The organism is Bacillus sp. LBA3-1-1.1 (assembly GCF_040676495.1).
In the GTDB taxonomy this organism is placed as follows: domain Bacteria; phylum Bacillota; class Bacilli; order Bacillales; family Bacillaceae_G; genus Bacillus_A; species Bacillus_A nitratireducens.
Genome location: NZ_JBEGIB010000006.1, coordinates 12,490 through 29,072, shown reverse-complemented (window position 1 = coordinate 29,072; position 16,583 = coordinate 12,490). Strand labels below are relative to the sequence as shown.

Genomic DNA, 16,583 nt, shown 5'->3' with positions numbered 1-16,583 from the left:
TTAGGAGATAAGAGTATTACAGCTCTACAATGGGTATCGTTCTTATATTACAAAATAGGACTCGTATATAAGAATGCCAAAAAAATACAATTAAAGAAAGGGTTAATTCTAAAGAGTTTTATATGAGGTTAACACTATGTATGTAGTGGTTTGCTCAACATTTCACAAACATGTCACAACTATTTCGTCCACTTTCGAAAAAAAGTAGTATTCTAAGTGTGTAAGCTGTTATATAAAAAATCTTAGTCCTGTACTAATCAAAAATGGAGGAGATTAGGATGACTCAAGTATTAGAAAATGTAAAAAACGCGTGGGAAAACTTTAAAGGTGAAAAATGGAAAGCAGAGATTGATGTTCGCGATTTCATTTTAAATAATGTAAACGTTTACGAGGGAGAGGACTCTTTCTTAGCGGGAGCAACTGAAGCAACGAAGAAACTTTGGGATCAAGTAATGGATTTAACAACAAAGGAACGTGAAAACGGTGGCGTTCTTGATATGGATACAAAAATTGTTTCTTCTATTACATCACATGACCCAGGATATTTAAATAAAGATATTGAGAAAGTGGTCGGTTTCCAAACTGATAAACCATTTAAACGTTCTTTACAACCATATGGTGGTATTCGTATGGCGGAACAAGCTTGTGAAGCGTATGGATATGAAATGGATAAAGAACTTAGCAGTATTTTCAGAGACTGGCGTAAAACTCATAATCAAGGTGTATTTGATGCATACACACCAGAAATGAAAGCGGCTCGTAAGTCAGGTGTTATTACTGGTCTTCCAGATGCATATGGACGTGGACGTATTATCGGTGATTATCGCCGCGTAGCATTATATGGTATAGATCGTTTAATTGAAGCGAAAAAAGCTGATTTTAATTTAACTGGTGGTGTAATGAGCGAAGAGACAATGCGCTTACGCGAAGAATTATCTGAGCAAATGCGTGCACTTCAAGAGTTAAAACAGATGGCTGCTTCTCATGGATTCGATATTTCTAAGCCAGCTACAAATGCACAAGAGGCCTTCCAATGGTTATACTTTGCTTATCTTGCAGCAATTAAAGAGCAAAACGGAGCAGCAATGAGTCTTGGACGTACATCTACATTCTTAGATGTTTACATTGAAAGAGATTTAGCAAATGGTACTTTAACAGAAGAAGAAGCACAAGAAATCGTGGATCATTTCATTATGAAATTACGTCTTGTAAAATTCGCAAGAACACCTGATTATAATGAATTATTCTCTGGTGATCCAACTTGGGTAACTGAATCTATCGGTGGTATGGCGTTAGACGGTCGTCCGTTAGTAACAAAAAACTCATTCCGTTTCTTGCATACATTAGATAATTTAGGACCAGCTCCAGAACCAAACTTAACAGTTCTTTGGTCTAAACAATTACCAGAGAACTTTAAAAACTATTGTGCGAAAATGTCTATTAAAACATCAGCAATTCAATATGAAAATGATGACATTATGCGTCCTGATTACGGCGATGACTACGGTATTGCTTGTTGTGTATCTGCAATGAGAATTGGTAAACAAATGCAGTTCTTCGGAGCACGTGCAAACTTAGCGAAAGCATTACTATATGCGATTAACGGCGGTAAAGATGAAAAATCGAAAGCGCAAGTTGGTCCTGAGTATGCACCAATTGCTTCTGAAGTATTAGATTATGAAGAGGTTATGCATAAGTTTGATATGACAATGGAATGGTTAGCGGGTCTATATTTAAACACATTAAATGTTATCCACTACATGCACGATAAATATAGCTACGAACGTATTGAAATGGCGCTTCATGATACAAATGTTCTTCGTACAATGGCAACAGGTATCGCAGGATTGTCTGTAGTAGCAGACTCATTAAGTGCAATTAAATACGCAAAAGTAAAACCAATTCGTGATGAAAATGGTATTGCAGTTGACTTTGAAATTGAAGGAGATTTCCCTAAATACGGTAACAATGATGACCGTGTAGATGAGATCGCTGTAAATCTTGTGAAAGCATTTATGAATAAACTTCGTAAGCATAAAACATACAGAAATTCTGTTCATACAATGTCAATCTTAACAATTACATCTAACGTAGTATACGGTAAGAAAACTGGTAATACTCCAGATGGCCGTCGTACTGGAGAACCATTTGCACCGGGTGCAAACCCAATGCATGGCCGTGATACAAAAGGTGCATTAGCGTCACTATTATCTGTAGCTAAATTACCATATGAAGATGCACAAGATGGTATTTCTAATACATTCTCTATCATTCCAAAAGCACTTGGTAAAGAAGATGATGTACAAGTACGCAATTTAGTATCTATGCTTGATGGATATGCAATAAAAGAAGGACACCATTTAAATATTAACGTATTTAACCGTGAAACATTAATGGATGCAATGGAGCATCCTGAAAAATATCCACAATTAACAATTCGTGTATCTGGTTACGCTGTTAACTTTATTAAATTAACTCGTGAACAACAAATTGATGTAATTAACCGTACAATGCATGAAAGCATGTAAGTGAAAAAAGTGTCCCTCCGTTTTTAATATATAGCGGAGGGAGGCTGTTTCAATAAAGGAGGAAGTAACATGGTAAAAGGAAGAATACATTCTGTAGAGTCTTGTGGTACTGTTGATGGCCCAGGGATTCGTTATGTCATATTTACACAAGGGTGTTTATTACGTTGTCAATATTGTCATAATGCTGATACGTGGGAAATCGGTAAAGGTAAAGAAATAACAGTTGAAGAAGTGATGCAGGATGTGACATGTTACCTTCCATTTATTGAAGCTTCTGGAGGCGGTATAACAGTTAGCGGTGGAGAGCCACTATTACAGCTAGACTTCTTAATTGAGTTGTTTAAAAAATGTAAAGAAGCTGGTATCCATACAACGATCGATTCTTCTGGCGGTTGTTATTCTGAAGAGCCAGAATTCCAAAATAAGCTAGATATTTTAATGGACTATACAGATTTAGTTTTATTGGATTTGAAGCATATTGATTCAAAGAAACATCGTAAATTAACAGGGAAACCAAATGAACACATTTTACAATTTGCTCGTTATTTATCGGATAAAAAGAAACCAATTTGGGTAAGACATGTATTGGTTCCTGGTGTTACCGATGGTGAAGAGGATCTGCAAAAATTATCAAGTTTTATTCAAAGTCTATCGAATGTTAAGAAAGTGGAAGTGTTACCATACCATAAACTCGGTGTTTATAAATGGGAGGCACTTGGACATAAGTATCCACTTGCGGATGTGAATCCACCGACAGAAGAAAATGTTGAGCATGCGAAACATATTTTAAAAGCAGTCTAATCCAAATATTGGATTAGACTTTTTGTTTCTTTATCCCTCTATTTGTGGACAGTAAACGCCCACTGATTATTAGCCTTCACTTTATAATAAAATCTAGAGTATATATTCAGAACAGAGTATACTGAAGAAAGAATATCCATATTTTTGTAAAGAATAAGCGGAGAAATTTACATAATTGTAAAGGGAAATCAAAATAGTAAAAAGAATTAAGAAGTAAAAGAGTGAGTATCATGGAATATAGAACATTTGTAAGTTATTGCGAAAGCTCGTATAGGAAAGTATAATGTAAAGATATGAGCACAGATAGGATTAAGGGGTCAATCTTATATGCTTTGCATATCCACGACAGGTACATAGCTAACAGGGGAATATTGGAATCCGAGTATGTAATGTTTAAGGAAAATGTTTTTCCTATTGTCGTATATGCAATATGGAGAAACAAAAAGCTAGGAGTGGATTTGTTTGATAAAAAACCCCAAGGTTTTAATATTAACTGCACATTACGGTAACGGTCATGTGCAAGTAGCGAAAACATTAGAACAAACCTTTCGCCAAAAAGGAATCAAAGATGTAATTGTATGCGACTTGTTTGGAGAATCACATCCAGTTATAACCGATATTACAAAATATTTATATTTAAAAAGCTATACGATAGGAAAAGAATTATATCGTTTGTTTTATTATGGTGTAGAGAAAATTTATGATAAAAAAATAGCATCGTGGTATGCGAATTTTGGAAGAAAGCGTTTGAAGTCGCTATTAGAGGTAGAGAAACCGGATATTGTTATTAATACCTTTCCAATCATCGCTGTACCAGAATTGAAAAAGCAAATAGGTATTTCTATTCCTGTTTATAACGTATTAACAGATTTTTGCGTTCATAAAATATGGATCCATCGAGAAGTAGATCGTTATTTTGTAGCAACCGATCATGTGAAAAAAGTGATGGTTGATATTGGTGTGCCTGCAGAGCAAATTGTTGAAACCGGGATTCCGATTCGTAGTAGTTTTGAGCTAAAGATAAATCCAGAAATTATATATAATAAATATCAGTTATGTAAGGATAAAAAGATTTTACTAATTGTAGCAGGTGCTCATGGTGTGCTAGGAAGTGTAAAAGAACTATGCCAGTCATTTATGTCAGTACCAAACTTACAAGTAGTTGTCGTTTGTGGGAAAAATGAAGCTTTAGAGCAGGAATTATTGGGGCTGCAGGAGCAAAGTTCTGATGCTTTAAAAGTATTTGGTTATGTTGAAAACATTGATGAGTTATTCCGTGTTACTTCTTGTATGATTACGAAGCCAGGTGGTATTACATTAAGCGAAGCAGCAGCATTACAAGTACCTGTCATTTTATATAAGCCTGTCCCAGGACAAGAAAATGAAAATGCGTTGTATTTTGAAAGAAAAGGTGCAGCAGTTGTAATCCGTGATGATAGTGAAGTTTTTGCAAAAACAGAGACGTTATTGCAAGATGATATAAAGCTTCTCCAAATGAAAGAGGCGATGAAAAGTATTTATCGTCCTGAACCAGCTGGTCATATTGTGGATGCAATTTTGGCAGAAAATCATGCAGAGCCGAGTCGTATACCTATTAAATCACCAGCTCTTGCCGAATCTTTTACTTAATATGAAACCCCTCTTTTAAACTTTTAAAGAGGGTTTTTTATTATTGTAACAAAAGTAAGCGTGAATTATTAACTTATCCACAAAGGATTGCGCTTTCATTAGACAGTAAAATCGGAATATTAACAACTATATCCACATAATCCACAATTTTTAGAAAATTATCCACAATTCTAGCGTTTGGTGTTCATTTAAATGAATGAATTCGCAAAAGGTTTTTGGAATTTATGCACAATTCTATGGGTTTTGTGGATAAAGTTGTCCACAAAAAAGGTTCCTTATTTATAAGGAACCTTTTTTGCCAATCCATTGGAAAATCTTATGCAATGAAACTGAATAATTAGGGGGGGAAAACCTTCTAATTATTCAGTTTCACTTTAAATACTTTTTGAGCGATATCCCGCTGCACGATCTGCTTTTCGAAATTCTCGTTGATAAAGAACTTCTTGTGTACTAGATAATGTGTTTTTTGCTTTGTCACGTTTCTTTTTATCCATTACAAATCACCTCGTGTCTTAAAGTCACTATCTATCGTTTCCAAAGACATGGGGTGATATACATATATGTCAAACTAGTATTGAATAATTATCATTTCAAAAAATTTAGACTATGCTTCTTTTAATTGATGAGCATCTTGGAATGTTGTATCTCGCATTGTAGCAAGTGTATATTGATCTTTTGGAATTTCATATAGGTTATATACTTCTTCATTTGCGTTAATTTCATCATAAACGGCTTTTCTTGTTTCATTTGCTAGATTTACATATTGTAGTTTTTCGGCAGCTTTAATAGAACGAATATTTATTTTGCGAATACGCATAAAAATTGTTTCAATATCTAATTCATAGAAAAGTTCGCTAAAAAATGAATCTTTCGCCAATTTATTATAGCCTTTGCCATGGTACGGTTTTCCAAGCCATGTTCCAAGGAATCCGGCTTTTTCTTGCACATCAAATAAAGTAATTGTTCCGATAGGGTTACCCCATTCATCTAAAATTGTGCGTGAAATTAATTCCCCACGCTCTTCAGCTTCAATCGTTTGTTTCGTTAAAAATAAATATTCCTCATAAGAATAAGCCTTTTGACGCACAAAAGGGAAGACAGCTGGATCCACCATTAATTCGTATAGAACGTGGCTGTCGTGTAAGTCGCGTTTTTTCAACACACTAACTCCTCCTCACACGAGGGTAGCATGACGAAAAAGCACCCCACCCTCGAAATTTTTATATCAATCTTTAAAAAATTTCGGGGTGGGAATCGAACCCACTAGAACCAGTTTATAACGCTGGTGGCGCACCATTTGCCTTCCCCATTCATCAATTTGAAAATGATAATCACGACACAAATTGATTATGGTTTCATTCAGTTTATAATCGTATAATACTTTATCTAGTCAAAAAAATAAACTAGTTTTTTTTATTTTTTTTGTAAATTATTTTCCCATCAATCATAGTTAGTACAGGCTTGGCTAAATAATGGAAAGGATGATGTGTCCATAACACGAGATCGGCGTCTTTTCCAACCTCAATGCTTCCAATTCTATCCTCTAAACGTAAATTTCGCGCTGGAAATATAGTGATTCCTTCCAATGCAGTTTTCTCGTCTAATCCTTCCCTTACTGCGACAGCAGCACAAACATTTAAATATTGAATGGGTGTATAGGGATGATCTGTTGTTATAGAAACTTCCACTCCATTTTTTGATAATATATGGTAAGTATCCCATGTTTTGTTTTTTAGTTCGATTTTAGAACGGCGTGTAAGAGTGGGGCCAACTGAAACCTTCAAATTGTGTTTCGAAAGCTCTTCAACAATAAAGTGTCCTTCTGTACAATGTTCAAGACGTAAATCAAGATTGAATTCTGTTGCAAAGCGTAGAGCAGAAGTAATATCATCTGCGCGGTGAGCGTGGATACGTACTGGTATTTCCCGGCGAAGTGCTTTTAAAATAGGAAGCATTCGAAAATCAGCTTCATGTCCATAGTGTTGTGCTTCGTAGAATGATTCTCGAAGTAAACCCATAATACCCATACGTGTAATTGATTCTTTTGTTCCGTTACTATGAACTTTTTTAGGGTTTTCTCCAAAGGCAATTTTTAAACCAGCAGGTTCTTGAATAATCATATGATCAATACAAGTTCCAGCAGTTTTTATTACACAAGTAGTACCCCCGATAATATTTTGACTCCCAGGCATAACATGAACAGTTGTAATACCATTTTGTACAGCATCTTGAAATGCAATATCAAAAGGATGGATTCCGTCTAAAGAACGGATATGTGGTGTTGAAACTTCAGAGGTTTCATTTGCATCATTTCCAGCCCAACCAGTGCCTTCATCATAGAGACCAAGGTGAGTATGGACATCAATAAATCCAGGTAAGAGATGAAGAGCTCGCGCATCTATAACGGTCATATCTTGAGTAGGCTGAATAGAAGGTTTGACCTCAGCAATTCGTTCGCCTATAACGAGTACATCACCTTGGAACTTTGGAGATGTAATAGGGTACACAATGGCTTGTTTGAGCAATATTTTCATAGGTACCTCATTTCTGTTACTTTACAATGTTAATGGAATTTAAGAAAAAGTAACTGAAAGGTTATTTGTGTAGTAATGCTCTGGATCCTAGACCCCCTTGTAAAACTGTGTTTTAGAAGTACTACATTGTATGCGAAAGTATATTTTGTAATGCATGGTTTACTGTCGGAAATGTGTATTGGTACCCATGCTCAATTGCTTTAATAGGTAATACATGTTGCCCTTCTAGTACAAGTATACTCATCTCACCCAATAAAGCGTGAAGCATAAATGAAGGGACAGGTAACCAATGAGGCTTTCCCATTATAGTTGCAGTGATTTCTCCAAATTCCTTCATTTTTATAGGGAGTGGGGCTGTAATATTAAGAGGACCATCAATTTCTTCTTTGTGTATGATGAAATCAATCATGCGAACGACATCGTCTATATGAATCCATGATAACCATTGGTTTCCAGATCCAATTGTACCTCCGATATAGAATCGATAGGGAAGTAGCATTTTTGGAAGGGCTCCTCCGTCTGCACCTAATACGACTCCGAATCTTGAGTAGATTGTTCTTATTCCAAGAGAACGTGCTTTAGATGCTTCTTGCTCCCATAAAAATACTGTTTCTGCTAAAAAGTCATTTCCTAGAATTTCTTGCTGCTCGGTAAAAGACTCTGTTTCAGATGTTCCATAGTATCCAATAGCGCTTGCGTTAATAAATGTGTGTGGTTTTGTACCAAGTGCTTGCAATTGTTTAATGAGTCCTTTTGTTGTTTGAATTCTACTGTTCAAAATTGCTGCTTTTTGTTTCTTTGTCCATCTACTATTAATAGACTCTCCAGCTAGATTAATAACTACATCGATAGAAGAGAGGGGGAAGGTCTGTAAATCCGGTGTCCATTGTACGTATTGAAGGTTAGTGTGTGAAGTTTCAGCAGTTTTTTTTCGAGTCAGAATGTAAACAGTATATCCTTTTTGAATAAAAAAAGTAGAAAGGTATTTACCGATAAAACCGGTGCCACCAGAAATTGCGATTTTCACAATCATTTCCTCCTCATTATATATATTCTTGAAAAACAAAAATGTTCCTCGACTATGTTAAAATAATAGAGAGGTGAGAGTATGGCTGTCATTACAAAAATAGAAGTACAAAAACGATCGAAAGAACGATTTAATATTTATATTGATAAAGGTCAAGGTGAAGAATACGGATTTAGTGTGGATCAAGTAATCTTAATGAAACATGGATTACAAAAAGGGTTAGAAATTGATGAAGTAGCGTTAGGCAATATTTTGTACAACGAAGAGGTACAAAAAGCATATTTACAAGCAATCTCCTATTTATCCTATCAAATGAGAACGAAACAAGAAATAGAAGATTTTTTACGAAAAAAAGAAGTGGGACAGGCCGTCATCTCTGAAGTCGTTTCGAAATTATTACATGATCGATATATTAATGATAAAGAGTACGCCATTTTATATACGCGAACGCAAAGTAATGTGAATCGAAAGGGTCCAACTGTTATAAAAAGAGAGTTATTAAATAAAGGTGTTCAGGATCTAATCATTACACATAGTTTACAAGAGTATCCAAAGGAGAAGCAAATTGAAAATGCTTTGGTTCTTATAGAAAAGAAGAAAAAATCTTATCAAAAGCATTCATTTTTACAAATGAAGCTAAAGTTAGACGAAATGCTTGTTCGTAAAGGGTATCCTAGAGATGTGATTCAAATTTGTCTTGAAGAATTGAAAGACGAAAAAGATGACGAACAGCAACAAGAAGCGTTACACTATCATGGGAATAAATATTATGAGAAATATAAGAAGTATGATGGATGGACATTTGAAAATAAGATGAAACAAGCGTTATATCGAAAAGGATTCTCTATTGATGAGATAGAGATATTTTTACAAATGAAACGTGAAGAGGGATGAGGGGAATAATAAGATGAATATGCCAAAACGCTACAGTGAAATGACACCGCATGAGCTTAGGGAAGAAATTGGGGCTTTGAAGGAGCAAGCAGTAAAGGCTGAGCAACTTGGAATTGTAAATGAGTTCGATGTGTTAATGAGAAAGATGGCCATGGCCCGTGCTTACATGACTGATATAAACAAATTCCATATTGGTGAGACATATGAATTAGTAGAAGAACCTGGTGTAATATTTAAAATCACGTACTTCAATGGGGTATTTGCTTGGGGTTATAAGCAAAATGATAATGAAGAGATTGGGATACCAATTTCCTTGCTACAGGAAAAATAAAAACCAGAGAGCGAATATCTCTCTGGTTTTCATCTTTGGTAGGCGTTAAAGGAGATAGGAGATTCTAAAATTGGCGTTTTTTACATTCATTCGCCAGTATAATGAGAGACTGGGTTTGTTGCGTCTGTCCGTTAACTTGCGCTTTCGCATGTTTCGGACGAGTCCACGTATGGTTAAATAATTCAGAACGACTATCTAAACGATCACGGTAGCTCATCTTTATCACCTCGTGTAGGAAGTTAATTTTTTAGGTTGTACCTGTACTACTCTTCCTGCTGATTTGCAGCACGCATACGTTCTTGTGGGTGCGTGTTAATTGTGCCGTTAGGTCGTTTCGAAGCGAAGCGTGATTTCGCTTTCGGCTGACCATCGATTTTGCTGTTGTTTTTTGACTCAGACCAAAATTCGGCTTGTTTACCCATTGCGAACGCCCTCCTCATCATCAGTTGATACCTCTTTAAGAAGTATCACTTATAGAATGTGCAAAATAGAAGAAACTATCCTTTAGAAATGAAGGGATAAATAGGTAAAAGGAGATTAGAACATGAATGATATTCACGAAACATTAACGAAAGAACTATTAGACAAAAATGACAAACTTTCTTACGCACAAGCTCGTGCGTGGGTTGAACTACTGTGGGAAGACTTTCAAACAACTTATGCGAAATCAGGTCGTTATCAAGGTGATGAAATGACTGAGCAAGTAGTACGAACATGGATTAATAATCATGGAGGGCGCCTTCATGAAATGCGTACAAATAATCCGAAGTATAGCCATTTAATCAATCAAGAAGATCATTTGAAACATTAAAAAAAGCGACTTAAGTCGCTTTTTTTAATGTGGAAGCAATTCTAATTTCTTTCGAAGTTTTTCTTCGCTGAAAATCCATCCTGTATATGAACTAATAATATTTAAATTTTGATCGAGCTGAACGATTGCGACGAATGGATAATAATCTTTGCTTCGATACCGCAAATCAATGAACCGAACTTCATAATAGTTATCGTAATCGAAAATATCCCAGCGATATACAGGTGAAAAAGATAAGAAAGCAGATATATTTTCATCTCGCACAGCAGCCTGCATAATGGCAGTATTCGGGAACGGTACGCGATCAAATTTATCGTATACAAGGATGTTACCGCGGTGCCATCTTGCGACGTAGTAATGTTCCGTTGTAACGACGGCTAAATGATAATGATAAAATTTGTAAGAAGGAGAAATAATTACTTTCTCTACATTTTTGAAACGTTTGTATACTACACTTTTAATATTTCGATGCATCATAACGCGGCCGATGTAGTAAACAAACATTAATATATACGCTGCTAAAGCAGTATATCCTTTATGTGATCCGACAAGCATACAAGCAATCGCAAGTATATGGATAAAGAAAATGACAGTATCGAAAGTATTAATTATGCCAAGTGCTACCCATTTTTTTGTGAAGGGCCTTAATGCTTGTGTACCATAGGCATTGAAAATATCCACAAAGACATGAAGAAAGACGGCAATAAATGACCAAAGTAGTAGATGCAAATATGGAGCGTCTGAAAAGAAGGCGAACGAGATGCCACTTATAAGGAATGACCAAAGAATTACTGCAGGAATGGAATGAGTAATCCCGCGATGATTTCTTATATATTTAGCGTTATTACGCAATTTTAAAACTGTATCGATATCAGGAATATTGGAACCAGCAATTGTTGCAAGCATCACTGCTTGAGGCCCAATATCACTTTGTGCTATGGTTGGATCTAATGTTGCCAAACTGCCTAGAGTAACGCCCATAACAAGGTGAGTGGCTGTGTCCATAGAAATCCACCTCCGTTTTTTATTAATGTAACTCTTTTTATTCGATACCTCAAGTCCTTTGCCTTCTATTTCCTATGTCATCTTACTTAAATTTTTTCCTAAAATCTTTATAATAGTACGTATATGCAAAAAAATGAGGGGGATCAAGTTTGACACTTGAAATATTAAATAAGTTTAACATAGAGCAGTTTCAAAATGATTTAATTGGTTGGTTTGAAAAAGAACAACGTGATTTACCGTGGCGAAAAAATAAAGATCCATACCGTGTTTGGGTTTCGGAAATTATGTTACAGCAAACAAGGGTGGAAGCTGTAAAACCATATTACGCAAATTTTATGGGGAAGTTTCCTACACTTGAAGCGTTAGCAAATGCCGATGATGAAGAAGTATTAAAAGCATGGGAAGGCTTAGGATATTATTCTAGAGCGCGAAATTTACACACGGCTGTAAAAGAGGTAAAAGAAGTATATGGCGGGATAGTACCGAGTGATGTAAAGAAAATCGAAAAACTAAAAGGAGTGGGACCATATACAAAAGGTGCCATTTTAAGCATTGCATACGGTATACCAGAGCCGGCGGTTGATGGGAACGTTATGCGCGTATTATCTCGTATTTTATCAGTGTGGGATGATATTGCAAAACCCAAAACTAGAAAAGTGTTTGAAGAGATTGTGCGTGAAATTATTTCGGCTAAAAATCCATCTTATTTTAATCAAGGTTTGATGGAATTAGGAGCATTAATTTGTATACCGAAAAATCCATCTTGCTTACTTTGCCCTGTACGTGAACATTGCCGAGGATATGCTGAAGGCGTTCAAAAGGAGTTACCAGTAAAAAGTAAAGCGAAGGCTCCTACGATGGTACCGATTGTTGCAGGGGTACTTCAAACGGAAGATGGTCGTTACGTCATTAATAAACGTCCAAGTACCGGATTATTAGCTAACATGTGGGAGTTTCCGAATGCCGAACTTGGCGAAGGGATTCGGAATCAGAAGGAACAGCTTACAGATTATATGAAAGAAAAATTTGAGCTTTCGATTTCTATTGAAGAATACGCAATGAATGTGCAACATACGTTTACACATCGCACTTGGGATATATTCGTATTTTACGGAAAAGTAACCGGTGATATTGTTGAAACAGATACATTGAAATTTGTATCAAAAGAAGCATTCGAACAGTTACCTTTCTCGAAATCACATCGTACAATTTACGAAAATTGTGTGGAGAAAATTACAATGCAATAAATGAAAAAAACGTGTTCTAGAACTTTGGAACACGTTTTTTTATTGGGAGAAATTTGTATTTCGATGCTAAAAATCGATGCTTTTATAATCCGCCACGTGATTCGATTTCTTTCACAATTTCTTTATAAATCGTTTGTCCCTCTACATTTAGATAAGGCATAATTTGCTGAAATGAATGATGAAAATGAGCTAATTCATCCTTGTCCCATTCATTTTTGGAAATCATAGTTAGCTCAGTCATATCACGTCCAGTATACATATTCCCACCTCCATCATATGTAGTTTGAATGAGTGATAAGAGATATATTCGTGAATTTTTTTAAAGAAAATTAAGGATAACTTCTAAGTGAATTGGTTACATTATTGATTGTGGAGGTGAGAAAGATGAGTAAAAAACAACAAGGTTATAATAAGGCAACTTCTGGTGCTAGCATTCAAAGTACAAATGCTAGCTATGGTACAGAGTTTGCAACTGAAACGAATGTACAAGCAGTAAAACAAGCGAACGCACAATCAGAGGCACAGAAAGCACAAGCTTCTGCTGCTCAAAGTGCAAATGCTAGTTATGGTACAGAGTTTGCAACTGAAACAGATGTGCATGCAGTGAAAAAACAAAATGCACAATCAGCTGCAAAACAATCACAATCTTCTAGCTCAAATCAGTAATGAAAGAAAAACACTTCTCCGTTCGAGAGAAGTGTTTTCTATGTGTGCAGGAGTCATTGTAATGAAAATAAAGGGAACGACATAACTTCTAATAAGTCAACAAATGTAGTCAAAGGAGAAAGAAGTGCGCGATTAGAAATATGTAATAGGAATTATAACTGGCGAATGAATTTAAAAGGGGGTAAGTGATGAACGATTTTGATAAGTTGGTAGGAGAGCAGTTGGAAACGATGGATGAGCTTTTAAAGTTACAATCTCATTTAGAGAAGTATCAGCAAATTGAAATGAGTGAAAGGGATACGTGCGATAAAAAAGAATTGCATTTTATCCGTCAAGAAATATATAGAACAGAAATAGCATTAAAACTTTTACATGAAAAATTTGAACAGCAAACGAATAATGTGATTCAATCTTTTGAAACCGAAAAAATAATTTCAAATTAAGGGTGAGATATGTTGTTGATTTTAGGTGAAAAGTCCTTTCTTAAACAGAGGTGAGGGGGCTTTTCTTTTTGTTATATCTTCGTTTGATCTTCTAAAATACGTATTGCTAATTCATAGAAAATGTTCCTTCGTTAAAAGGGTTAGTGATGTGGTATTCAATAATACAAACTTCATTATATTCCTCATGAAAACAAGTGTCCTATCGCTTTAGTTTTAAAAATTTGACAAAAAAGTTATAATAGAAAAAAAGTGAATGCAGTTCAAGGGGTAGTTAAGATAACTTAAGAAAAGCATTTGCGGTTGAAAGAAGGGAGCATATATGGGATTTCCCAAAGAAGGAGAAAAGGTACAAATACATAGTTATAAACATAATGGCTCCATTCATAGAATGTGGGAAGAGACAACAATTTTAAAAGGGACGCAGAGCCTTGTGATCGGAGCAAATGATCGTACAGTAGTTACGGAATCAGATGGTCGAACATGGATTACTCGCGAACCTGCGATTTGTTACTTCCATGCTAATTATTGGTTTAATGTGATTGGAATGCTGAGAGAAGAAGGAGTATATTATTATTGTAATTTAAGTTCTCCTTTTGCATATGACTCTGAAGCATTAAAGTATATTGATTACGACTTAGACATTAAAGTGTATCCAGATATGACATATACACTTTTAGATGAAGATGAGTATGAAAAGCATAGTCAAATCATGCAGTATCCACCTGTTATTGATACAATTTTAAAACGAAATGTAGCACATTTAACACAGTGGATTCATCAAAGAAAAGGTCCATTTGCACCGGATTTCGTAGATATGTGGTACGAAAGATATTTAATGTACAGAAATTAAAACAAACCTGCAGGGGATTTCCCGGCAGGTTTGTCCTATTAGAGGGGGGATTATGTGCAAGGTATAAAAAGATATTTACAATTTGTTAAACCATATCGATGGCTCATTGCTATTACAATTATTATTGGTCTTGTTAAGTTCGGTATCCCGCTTATTATGCCATGGTTATTAAAGTATATTATTGATGATGTTATTCAAGGCACAGGCTCACTTCAAGAAAAAACGTCGCAATTAATAACCGCAATTGGGATTGCTTTTTTTATCTTTGCGATATTAAGACCACCGATAGAATATTATCGTCAATATTTTGCGCAGCGCATTGCCAATACAATACTATACGATTTACGAAAATATATTTTTGGGCACTTGCAAAAATTGAGTTTACGTTATTATTCGAACACAAAAACAGGGGAGCTTATTTCACGTGTAATCCATGATGTAGAACAAACGAAGGACTTTGTAATTACCGGTCTTATGAATGTCTGGTTAGATACTGCAACAATTGCTATTGCTATTATCGTTATGTTTTCTATGAATATAAAATTAACCTTTGTTGCTTTATTAATCTTACCTATTTATGTAGTTGCAGTGAAATATTTTTTCGGGCGCCTTCGAAAACTGACGAAAGAGCGCTCACAAGCGTTAGCAACTATACAAGGGTATTTACATGAACGTATTCAAGGGATGCAAGTGACACGTAGTTTTGCATTAGAAGAATATGAAAGAGGACAGTTTGAAAAGAGGAATAATGAATTTTTAACGAAAGCACTAACTCATACGAGTTGGACGGCGAGAACATTTTCGGCAGTGAATACGTTAACGGATTTAGGGCCATTACTTGTTATTGGTTTTGCGGCGTATGAGGTAATTCAAGGATCGTTAACATTGGGTACTATGGTTGCTTTTGTTGGATATATGGATAGTTTATATAGTCCGCTTCGTCGCCTTGTTAATTCATCTACAACATTAACACAGTCTTTCGCCTCGATGGATCGAGTGTTTGAATTGTTGGATGAAAAATACGATATTGTTAATGTGCCAAATGCGGTGCAAACGAAAAGGTTAGATGGGGAAGTTATATTTGATAATGTTTCTTTTCGTTATAATGCGGATGAAAAAGAAATATTGCATAATCTGTCATTAACTATGCGCCCGGGAGAGAAGGTTGCGCTTGTAGGGGCAAGTGGAGGAGGAAAGTCATCTCTTGCTAGTTTAATTCCGCGTTTTTATGATGTTTCTGAAGGAGCGGTTTATATAGACGGGATAGATGTAAGAAAGTACAATATGAGAAATTTGCGGAGTCATATTGGAATTGTGCTACAAGATAATCTATTATTTAGCGATACAATCGGGGCTAATATTTTATATGGTAATCCGAAAGCTACAGAGGCGGAAGTGATTTCAGCTGCCAAAGCTGCGCAAATTCATAATTTTATTACAGAGTTGCCAGACGGCTATGATACTGTCGTGGGGGAACGTGGTGTGAAATTATCGGGCGGGCAAAGACAACGTGTAGCGATTGCACGAGTGTTTCTAAAGAATCCGTCTTTACTTATATTAGACGAAGCAACTTCCGCTTTAGATTTAGAAAATGAACGATATATTCAAGAGGCACTGCAAAAGTTAGCGGCAGATCGGACAACAATTATCATTGCACACCGATTAGCGACGATCACGCATGTCGATACAATTATTTATGTTGAAGATGGTGAAATAAAAGAAACGGGTTCTCATGAAGAGTTAATGAAAAACAGGGGATTTTATTACAATCTATATCAACTTCAGCATATAACAGAAACAGCTCCTTTAGCATAAAA

General features: G+C 35.6%; 19 protein-coding genes. 11 read left to right on the top strand and 8 right to left on the bottom strand.

Features of this window, described 5'->3' with window-relative positions; translation table 11 throughout:
• Positions 1 to 278 precede the first annotated feature (278 nt).
• From pflB to MRBLBA3_RS06860, 3 genes are all read left to right on the top strand, one after another.
• Positions 279 to 2,528, top strand: coding sequence for a formate C-acetyltransferase (gene pflB / locus MRBLBA3_RS06870; protein WP_363380378.1), 2,250 nt, complete (start codon positions 279 to 281; stop codon positions 2,526 to 2,528).
• A gap of 69 nt (positions 2,529 to 2,597) precedes the next feature.
• Positions 2,598 to 3,329, top strand: coding sequence for a pyruvate formate-lyase-activating protein (gene pflA / locus MRBLBA3_RS06865; RefSeq protein WP_000238462.1), 732 nt, complete (start codon positions 2,598 to 2,600; stop codon positions 3,327 to 3,329).
• Positions 3,330 to 3,791: 462 nt separating this feature from the next.
• The gene (locus MRBLBA3_RS06860; protein ID WP_212089062.1) at positions 3,792 to 4,958 is read left to right on the top strand and encodes a diglucosyl diacylglycerol synthase; all 1,167 of its coding nucleotides are present in this window, start codon (positions 3,792 to 3,794) and stop codon (positions 4,956 to 4,958) included.
• Between the two features lie 374 nt (positions 4,959 to 5,332).
• Here the strand turns inward: MRBLBA3_RS06860 and MRBLBA3_RS06855 are convergent, their stop codons facing one another.
• The 4 genes from MRBLBA3_RS06855 to MRBLBA3_RS06840 form a co-directional block, all read right to left on the bottom strand.
• A complete protein-coding gene (locus MRBLBA3_RS06855; RefSeq protein WP_000358484.1) occupies positions 5,333 to 5,452 on the bottom strand; it encodes a YfhE family protein in 120 nt (39 codons plus the stop codon).
• 110 nt (positions 5,453 to 5,562) lie between these two features.
• The gene (locus MRBLBA3_RS06850) at positions 5,563 to 6,120 is read right to left on the bottom strand and encodes a GNAT family N-acetyltransferase (RefSeq protein WP_000914737.1); all 558 of its coding nucleotides are present in this window, start codon (positions 6,118 to 6,120) and stop codon (positions 5,563 to 5,565) included.
• Between the two features lie 241 nt (positions 6,121 to 6,361).
• A complete protein-coding gene (locus tag MRBLBA3_RS06845) occupies positions 6,362 to 7,492 on the bottom strand; it encodes an amidohydrolase (protein WP_000698292.1) in 1,131 nt (376 codons plus the stop codon).
• 121 nt (positions 7,493 to 7,613) lie between these two features.
• Entirely contained in the window at positions 7,614 to 8,519 is a 906-nt protein-coding gene (locus MRBLBA3_RS06840) for a TIGR01777 family oxidoreductase (protein WP_363380374.1), read from the bottom strand.
• 81 nt (positions 8,520 to 8,600) lie between these two features.
• On the opposite strand from MRBLBA3_RS06840, the gene recX reads away from it, so the two are divergent.
• Together recX and MRBLBA3_RS06830 are read left to right on the top strand one after the other, a co-directional pair.
• A complete protein-coding gene (gene recX / locus MRBLBA3_RS06835; protein ID WP_044739918.1) occupies positions 8,601 to 9,413 on the top strand; it encodes a recombination regulator RecX in 813 nt (270 codons plus the stop codon).
• 13 nt (positions 9,414 to 9,426) lie between these two features.
• Positions 9,427 to 9,744 carry a YfhH family protein gene (locus MRBLBA3_RS06830; RefSeq protein WP_363380371.1) on the top strand — a complete coding sequence of 106 codons (318 nt, stop codon included), beginning with the start codon at positions 9,427 to 9,429 and terminating at the stop codon, positions 9,742 to 9,744.
• Between the two features lie 64 nt (positions 9,745 to 9,808).
• On the opposite strand, the gene MRBLBA3_RS06825 is transcribed toward MRBLBA3_RS06830, so the two are convergent.
• A complete protein-coding gene (locus MRBLBA3_RS06825) occupies positions 9,809 to 9,961 on the bottom strand; it encodes a YpzG family protein (RefSeq protein WP_000122093.1) in 153 nt (50 codons plus the stop codon).
• A gap of 46 nt (positions 9,962 to 10,007) precedes the next feature.
• The gene (locus tag MRBLBA3_RS06820) at positions 10,008 to 10,166 is read right to left on the bottom strand and encodes a small, acid-soluble spore protein K (protein ID WP_000517891.1); all 159 of its coding nucleotides are present in this window, start codon (positions 10,164 to 10,166) and stop codon (positions 10,008 to 10,010) included.
• Between the two features lie 122 nt (positions 10,167 to 10,288).
• Between MRBLBA3_RS06820 and MRBLBA3_RS06815 the strand changes: the two genes are divergently transcribed.
• The gene (locus MRBLBA3_RS06815) at positions 10,289 to 10,555 is read left to right on the top strand and encodes a YfhJ family protein (protein WP_000997857.1); all 267 of its coding nucleotides are present in this window, start codon (positions 10,289 to 10,291) and stop codon (positions 10,553 to 10,555) included.
• A 24-nt stretch (positions 10,556 to 10,579) separates the two neighbouring features.
• Here the strand turns inward: MRBLBA3_RS06815 and MRBLBA3_RS06810 are convergent, their stop codons facing one another.
• Entirely contained in the window at positions 10,580 to 11,560 is a 981-nt protein-coding gene (locus MRBLBA3_RS06810; protein WP_000379144.1) for a metal-dependent hydrolase, read from the bottom strand.
• A 149-nt stretch (positions 11,561 to 11,709) separates the two neighbouring features.
• On the opposite strand from MRBLBA3_RS06810, the gene mutY reads away from it, so the two are divergent.
• Positions 11,710 to 12,807 carry an A/G-specific adenine glycosylase gene (mutY, locus tag MRBLBA3_RS06805; RefSeq protein ID WP_000171387.1) on the top strand — a complete coding sequence of 366 codons (1,098 nt, stop codon included), beginning with the start codon at positions 11,710 to 11,712 and terminating at the stop codon, positions 12,805 to 12,807.
• A gap of 82 nt (positions 12,808 to 12,889) precedes the next feature.
• On the opposite strand, the gene MRBLBA3_RS06800 is transcribed toward mutY, so the two are convergent.
• Positions 12,890 to 13,066: a hypothetical protein gene (locus MRBLBA3_RS06800; protein ID WP_363380366.1), complete on the bottom strand. Its 177-nt coding sequence runs from the start codon at positions 13,064 to 13,066 to the stop codon at positions 12,890 to 12,892.
• Positions 13,067 to 13,191: 125 nt separating this feature from the next.
• On the opposite strand from MRBLBA3_RS06800, the gene MRBLBA3_RS06795 reads away from it, so the two are divergent.
• From MRBLBA3_RS06795 to MRBLBA3_RS06780, 4 genes are all read left to right on the top strand, one after another.
• Positions 13,192 to 13,473, top strand: a complete 282-nt coding sequence (locus MRBLBA3_RS06795; protein ID WP_000039043.1) for a gamma-type small acid-soluble spore protein — start codon at positions 13,192 to 13,194, stop codon at positions 13,471 to 13,473.
• 188 nt (positions 13,474 to 13,661) lie between these two features.
• Positions 13,662 to 13,916 carry a YgaB family protein gene (locus tag MRBLBA3_RS06790; RefSeq protein ID WP_000997589.1) on the top strand — a complete coding sequence of 85 codons (255 nt, stop codon included), beginning with the start codon at positions 13,662 to 13,664 and terminating at the stop codon, positions 13,914 to 13,916.
• A gap of 319 nt (positions 13,917 to 14,235) precedes the next feature.
• Positions 14,236 to 14,766 carry a nucleoside tri-diphosphate phosphatase gene (ntdP, locus tag MRBLBA3_RS06785; protein WP_000506627.1) on the top strand — a complete coding sequence of 177 codons (531 nt, stop codon included), beginning with the start codon at positions 14,236 to 14,238 and terminating at the stop codon, positions 14,764 to 14,766.
• Positions 14,767 to 14,820: 54 nt separating this feature from the next.
• Complete coding sequence (locus MRBLBA3_RS06780) at positions 14,821 to 16,581, top strand: ABC transporter ATP-binding protein (protein ID WP_363380362.1); 1,761 nt, start codon at positions 14,821 to 14,823, stop codon at positions 16,579 to 16,581.
• The last annotated feature ends 2 nt before the right edge of the window (positions 16,582 to 16,583 follow it).

Coding starts and splice junctions, on each gene's coding strand:
- MRBLBA3_RS06825 (WP_000122093.1), bottom strand. CDS start 9,961: ATGAGCTACCGTGATCGTTTAGATAGTCGTTCTGAATTATTTAACCAT.
- MRBLBA3_RS06795 (WP_000039043.1), top strand. CDS start 13,192: ATGAGTAAAAAACAACAAGGTTATAATAAGGCAACTTCTGGTGCTAGC.
- pflB (WP_363380378.1), top strand. CDS start 279: ATGACTCAAGTATTAGAAAATGTAAAAAACGCGTGGGAAAACTTTAAA.
- ntdP (WP_000506627.1), top strand. CDS start 14,236: ATGGGATTTCCCAAAGAAGGAGAAAAGGTACAAATACATAGTTATAAA.
- pflA (WP_000238462.1), top strand. CDS start 2,598: ATGGTAAAAGGAAGAATACATTCTGTAGAGTCTTGTGGTACTGTTGAT.
- MRBLBA3_RS06830 (WP_363380371.1), top strand. CDS start 9,427: ATGAATATGCCAAAACGCTACAGTGAAATGACACCGCATGAGCTTAGG.
- MRBLBA3_RS06790 (WP_000997589.1), top strand. CDS start 13,662: ATGAACGATTTTGATAAGTTGGTAGGAGAGCAGTTGGAAACGATGGAT.
- MRBLBA3_RS06855 (WP_000358484.1), bottom strand. CDS start 5,452: ATGGATAAAAAGAAACGTGACAAAGCAAAAAACACATTATCTAGTACA.
- MRBLBA3_RS06845 (WP_000698292.1), bottom strand. CDS start 7,492: ATGAAAATATTGCTCAAACAAGCCATTGTGTACCCTATTACATCTCCA.
- MRBLBA3_RS06820 (WP_000517891.1), bottom strand. CDS start 10,166: ATGGGTAAACAAGCCGAATTTTGGTCTGAGTCAAAAAACAACAGCAAA.
- MRBLBA3_RS06815 (WP_000997857.1), top strand. CDS start 10,289: ATGAATGATATTCACGAAACATTAACGAAAGAACTATTAGACAAAAAT.
- recX (WP_044739918.1), top strand. CDS start 8,601: ATGGCTGTCATTACAAAAATAGAAGTACAAAAACGATCGAAAGAACGA.
- MRBLBA3_RS06800 (WP_363380366.1), bottom strand. CDS start 13,066: ATGTATACTGGACGTGATATGACTGAGCTAACTATGATTTCCAAAAAT.
- MRBLBA3_RS06810 (WP_000379144.1), bottom strand. CDS start 11,560: ATGGACACAGCCACTCACCTTGTTATGGGCGTTACTCTAGGCAGTTTG.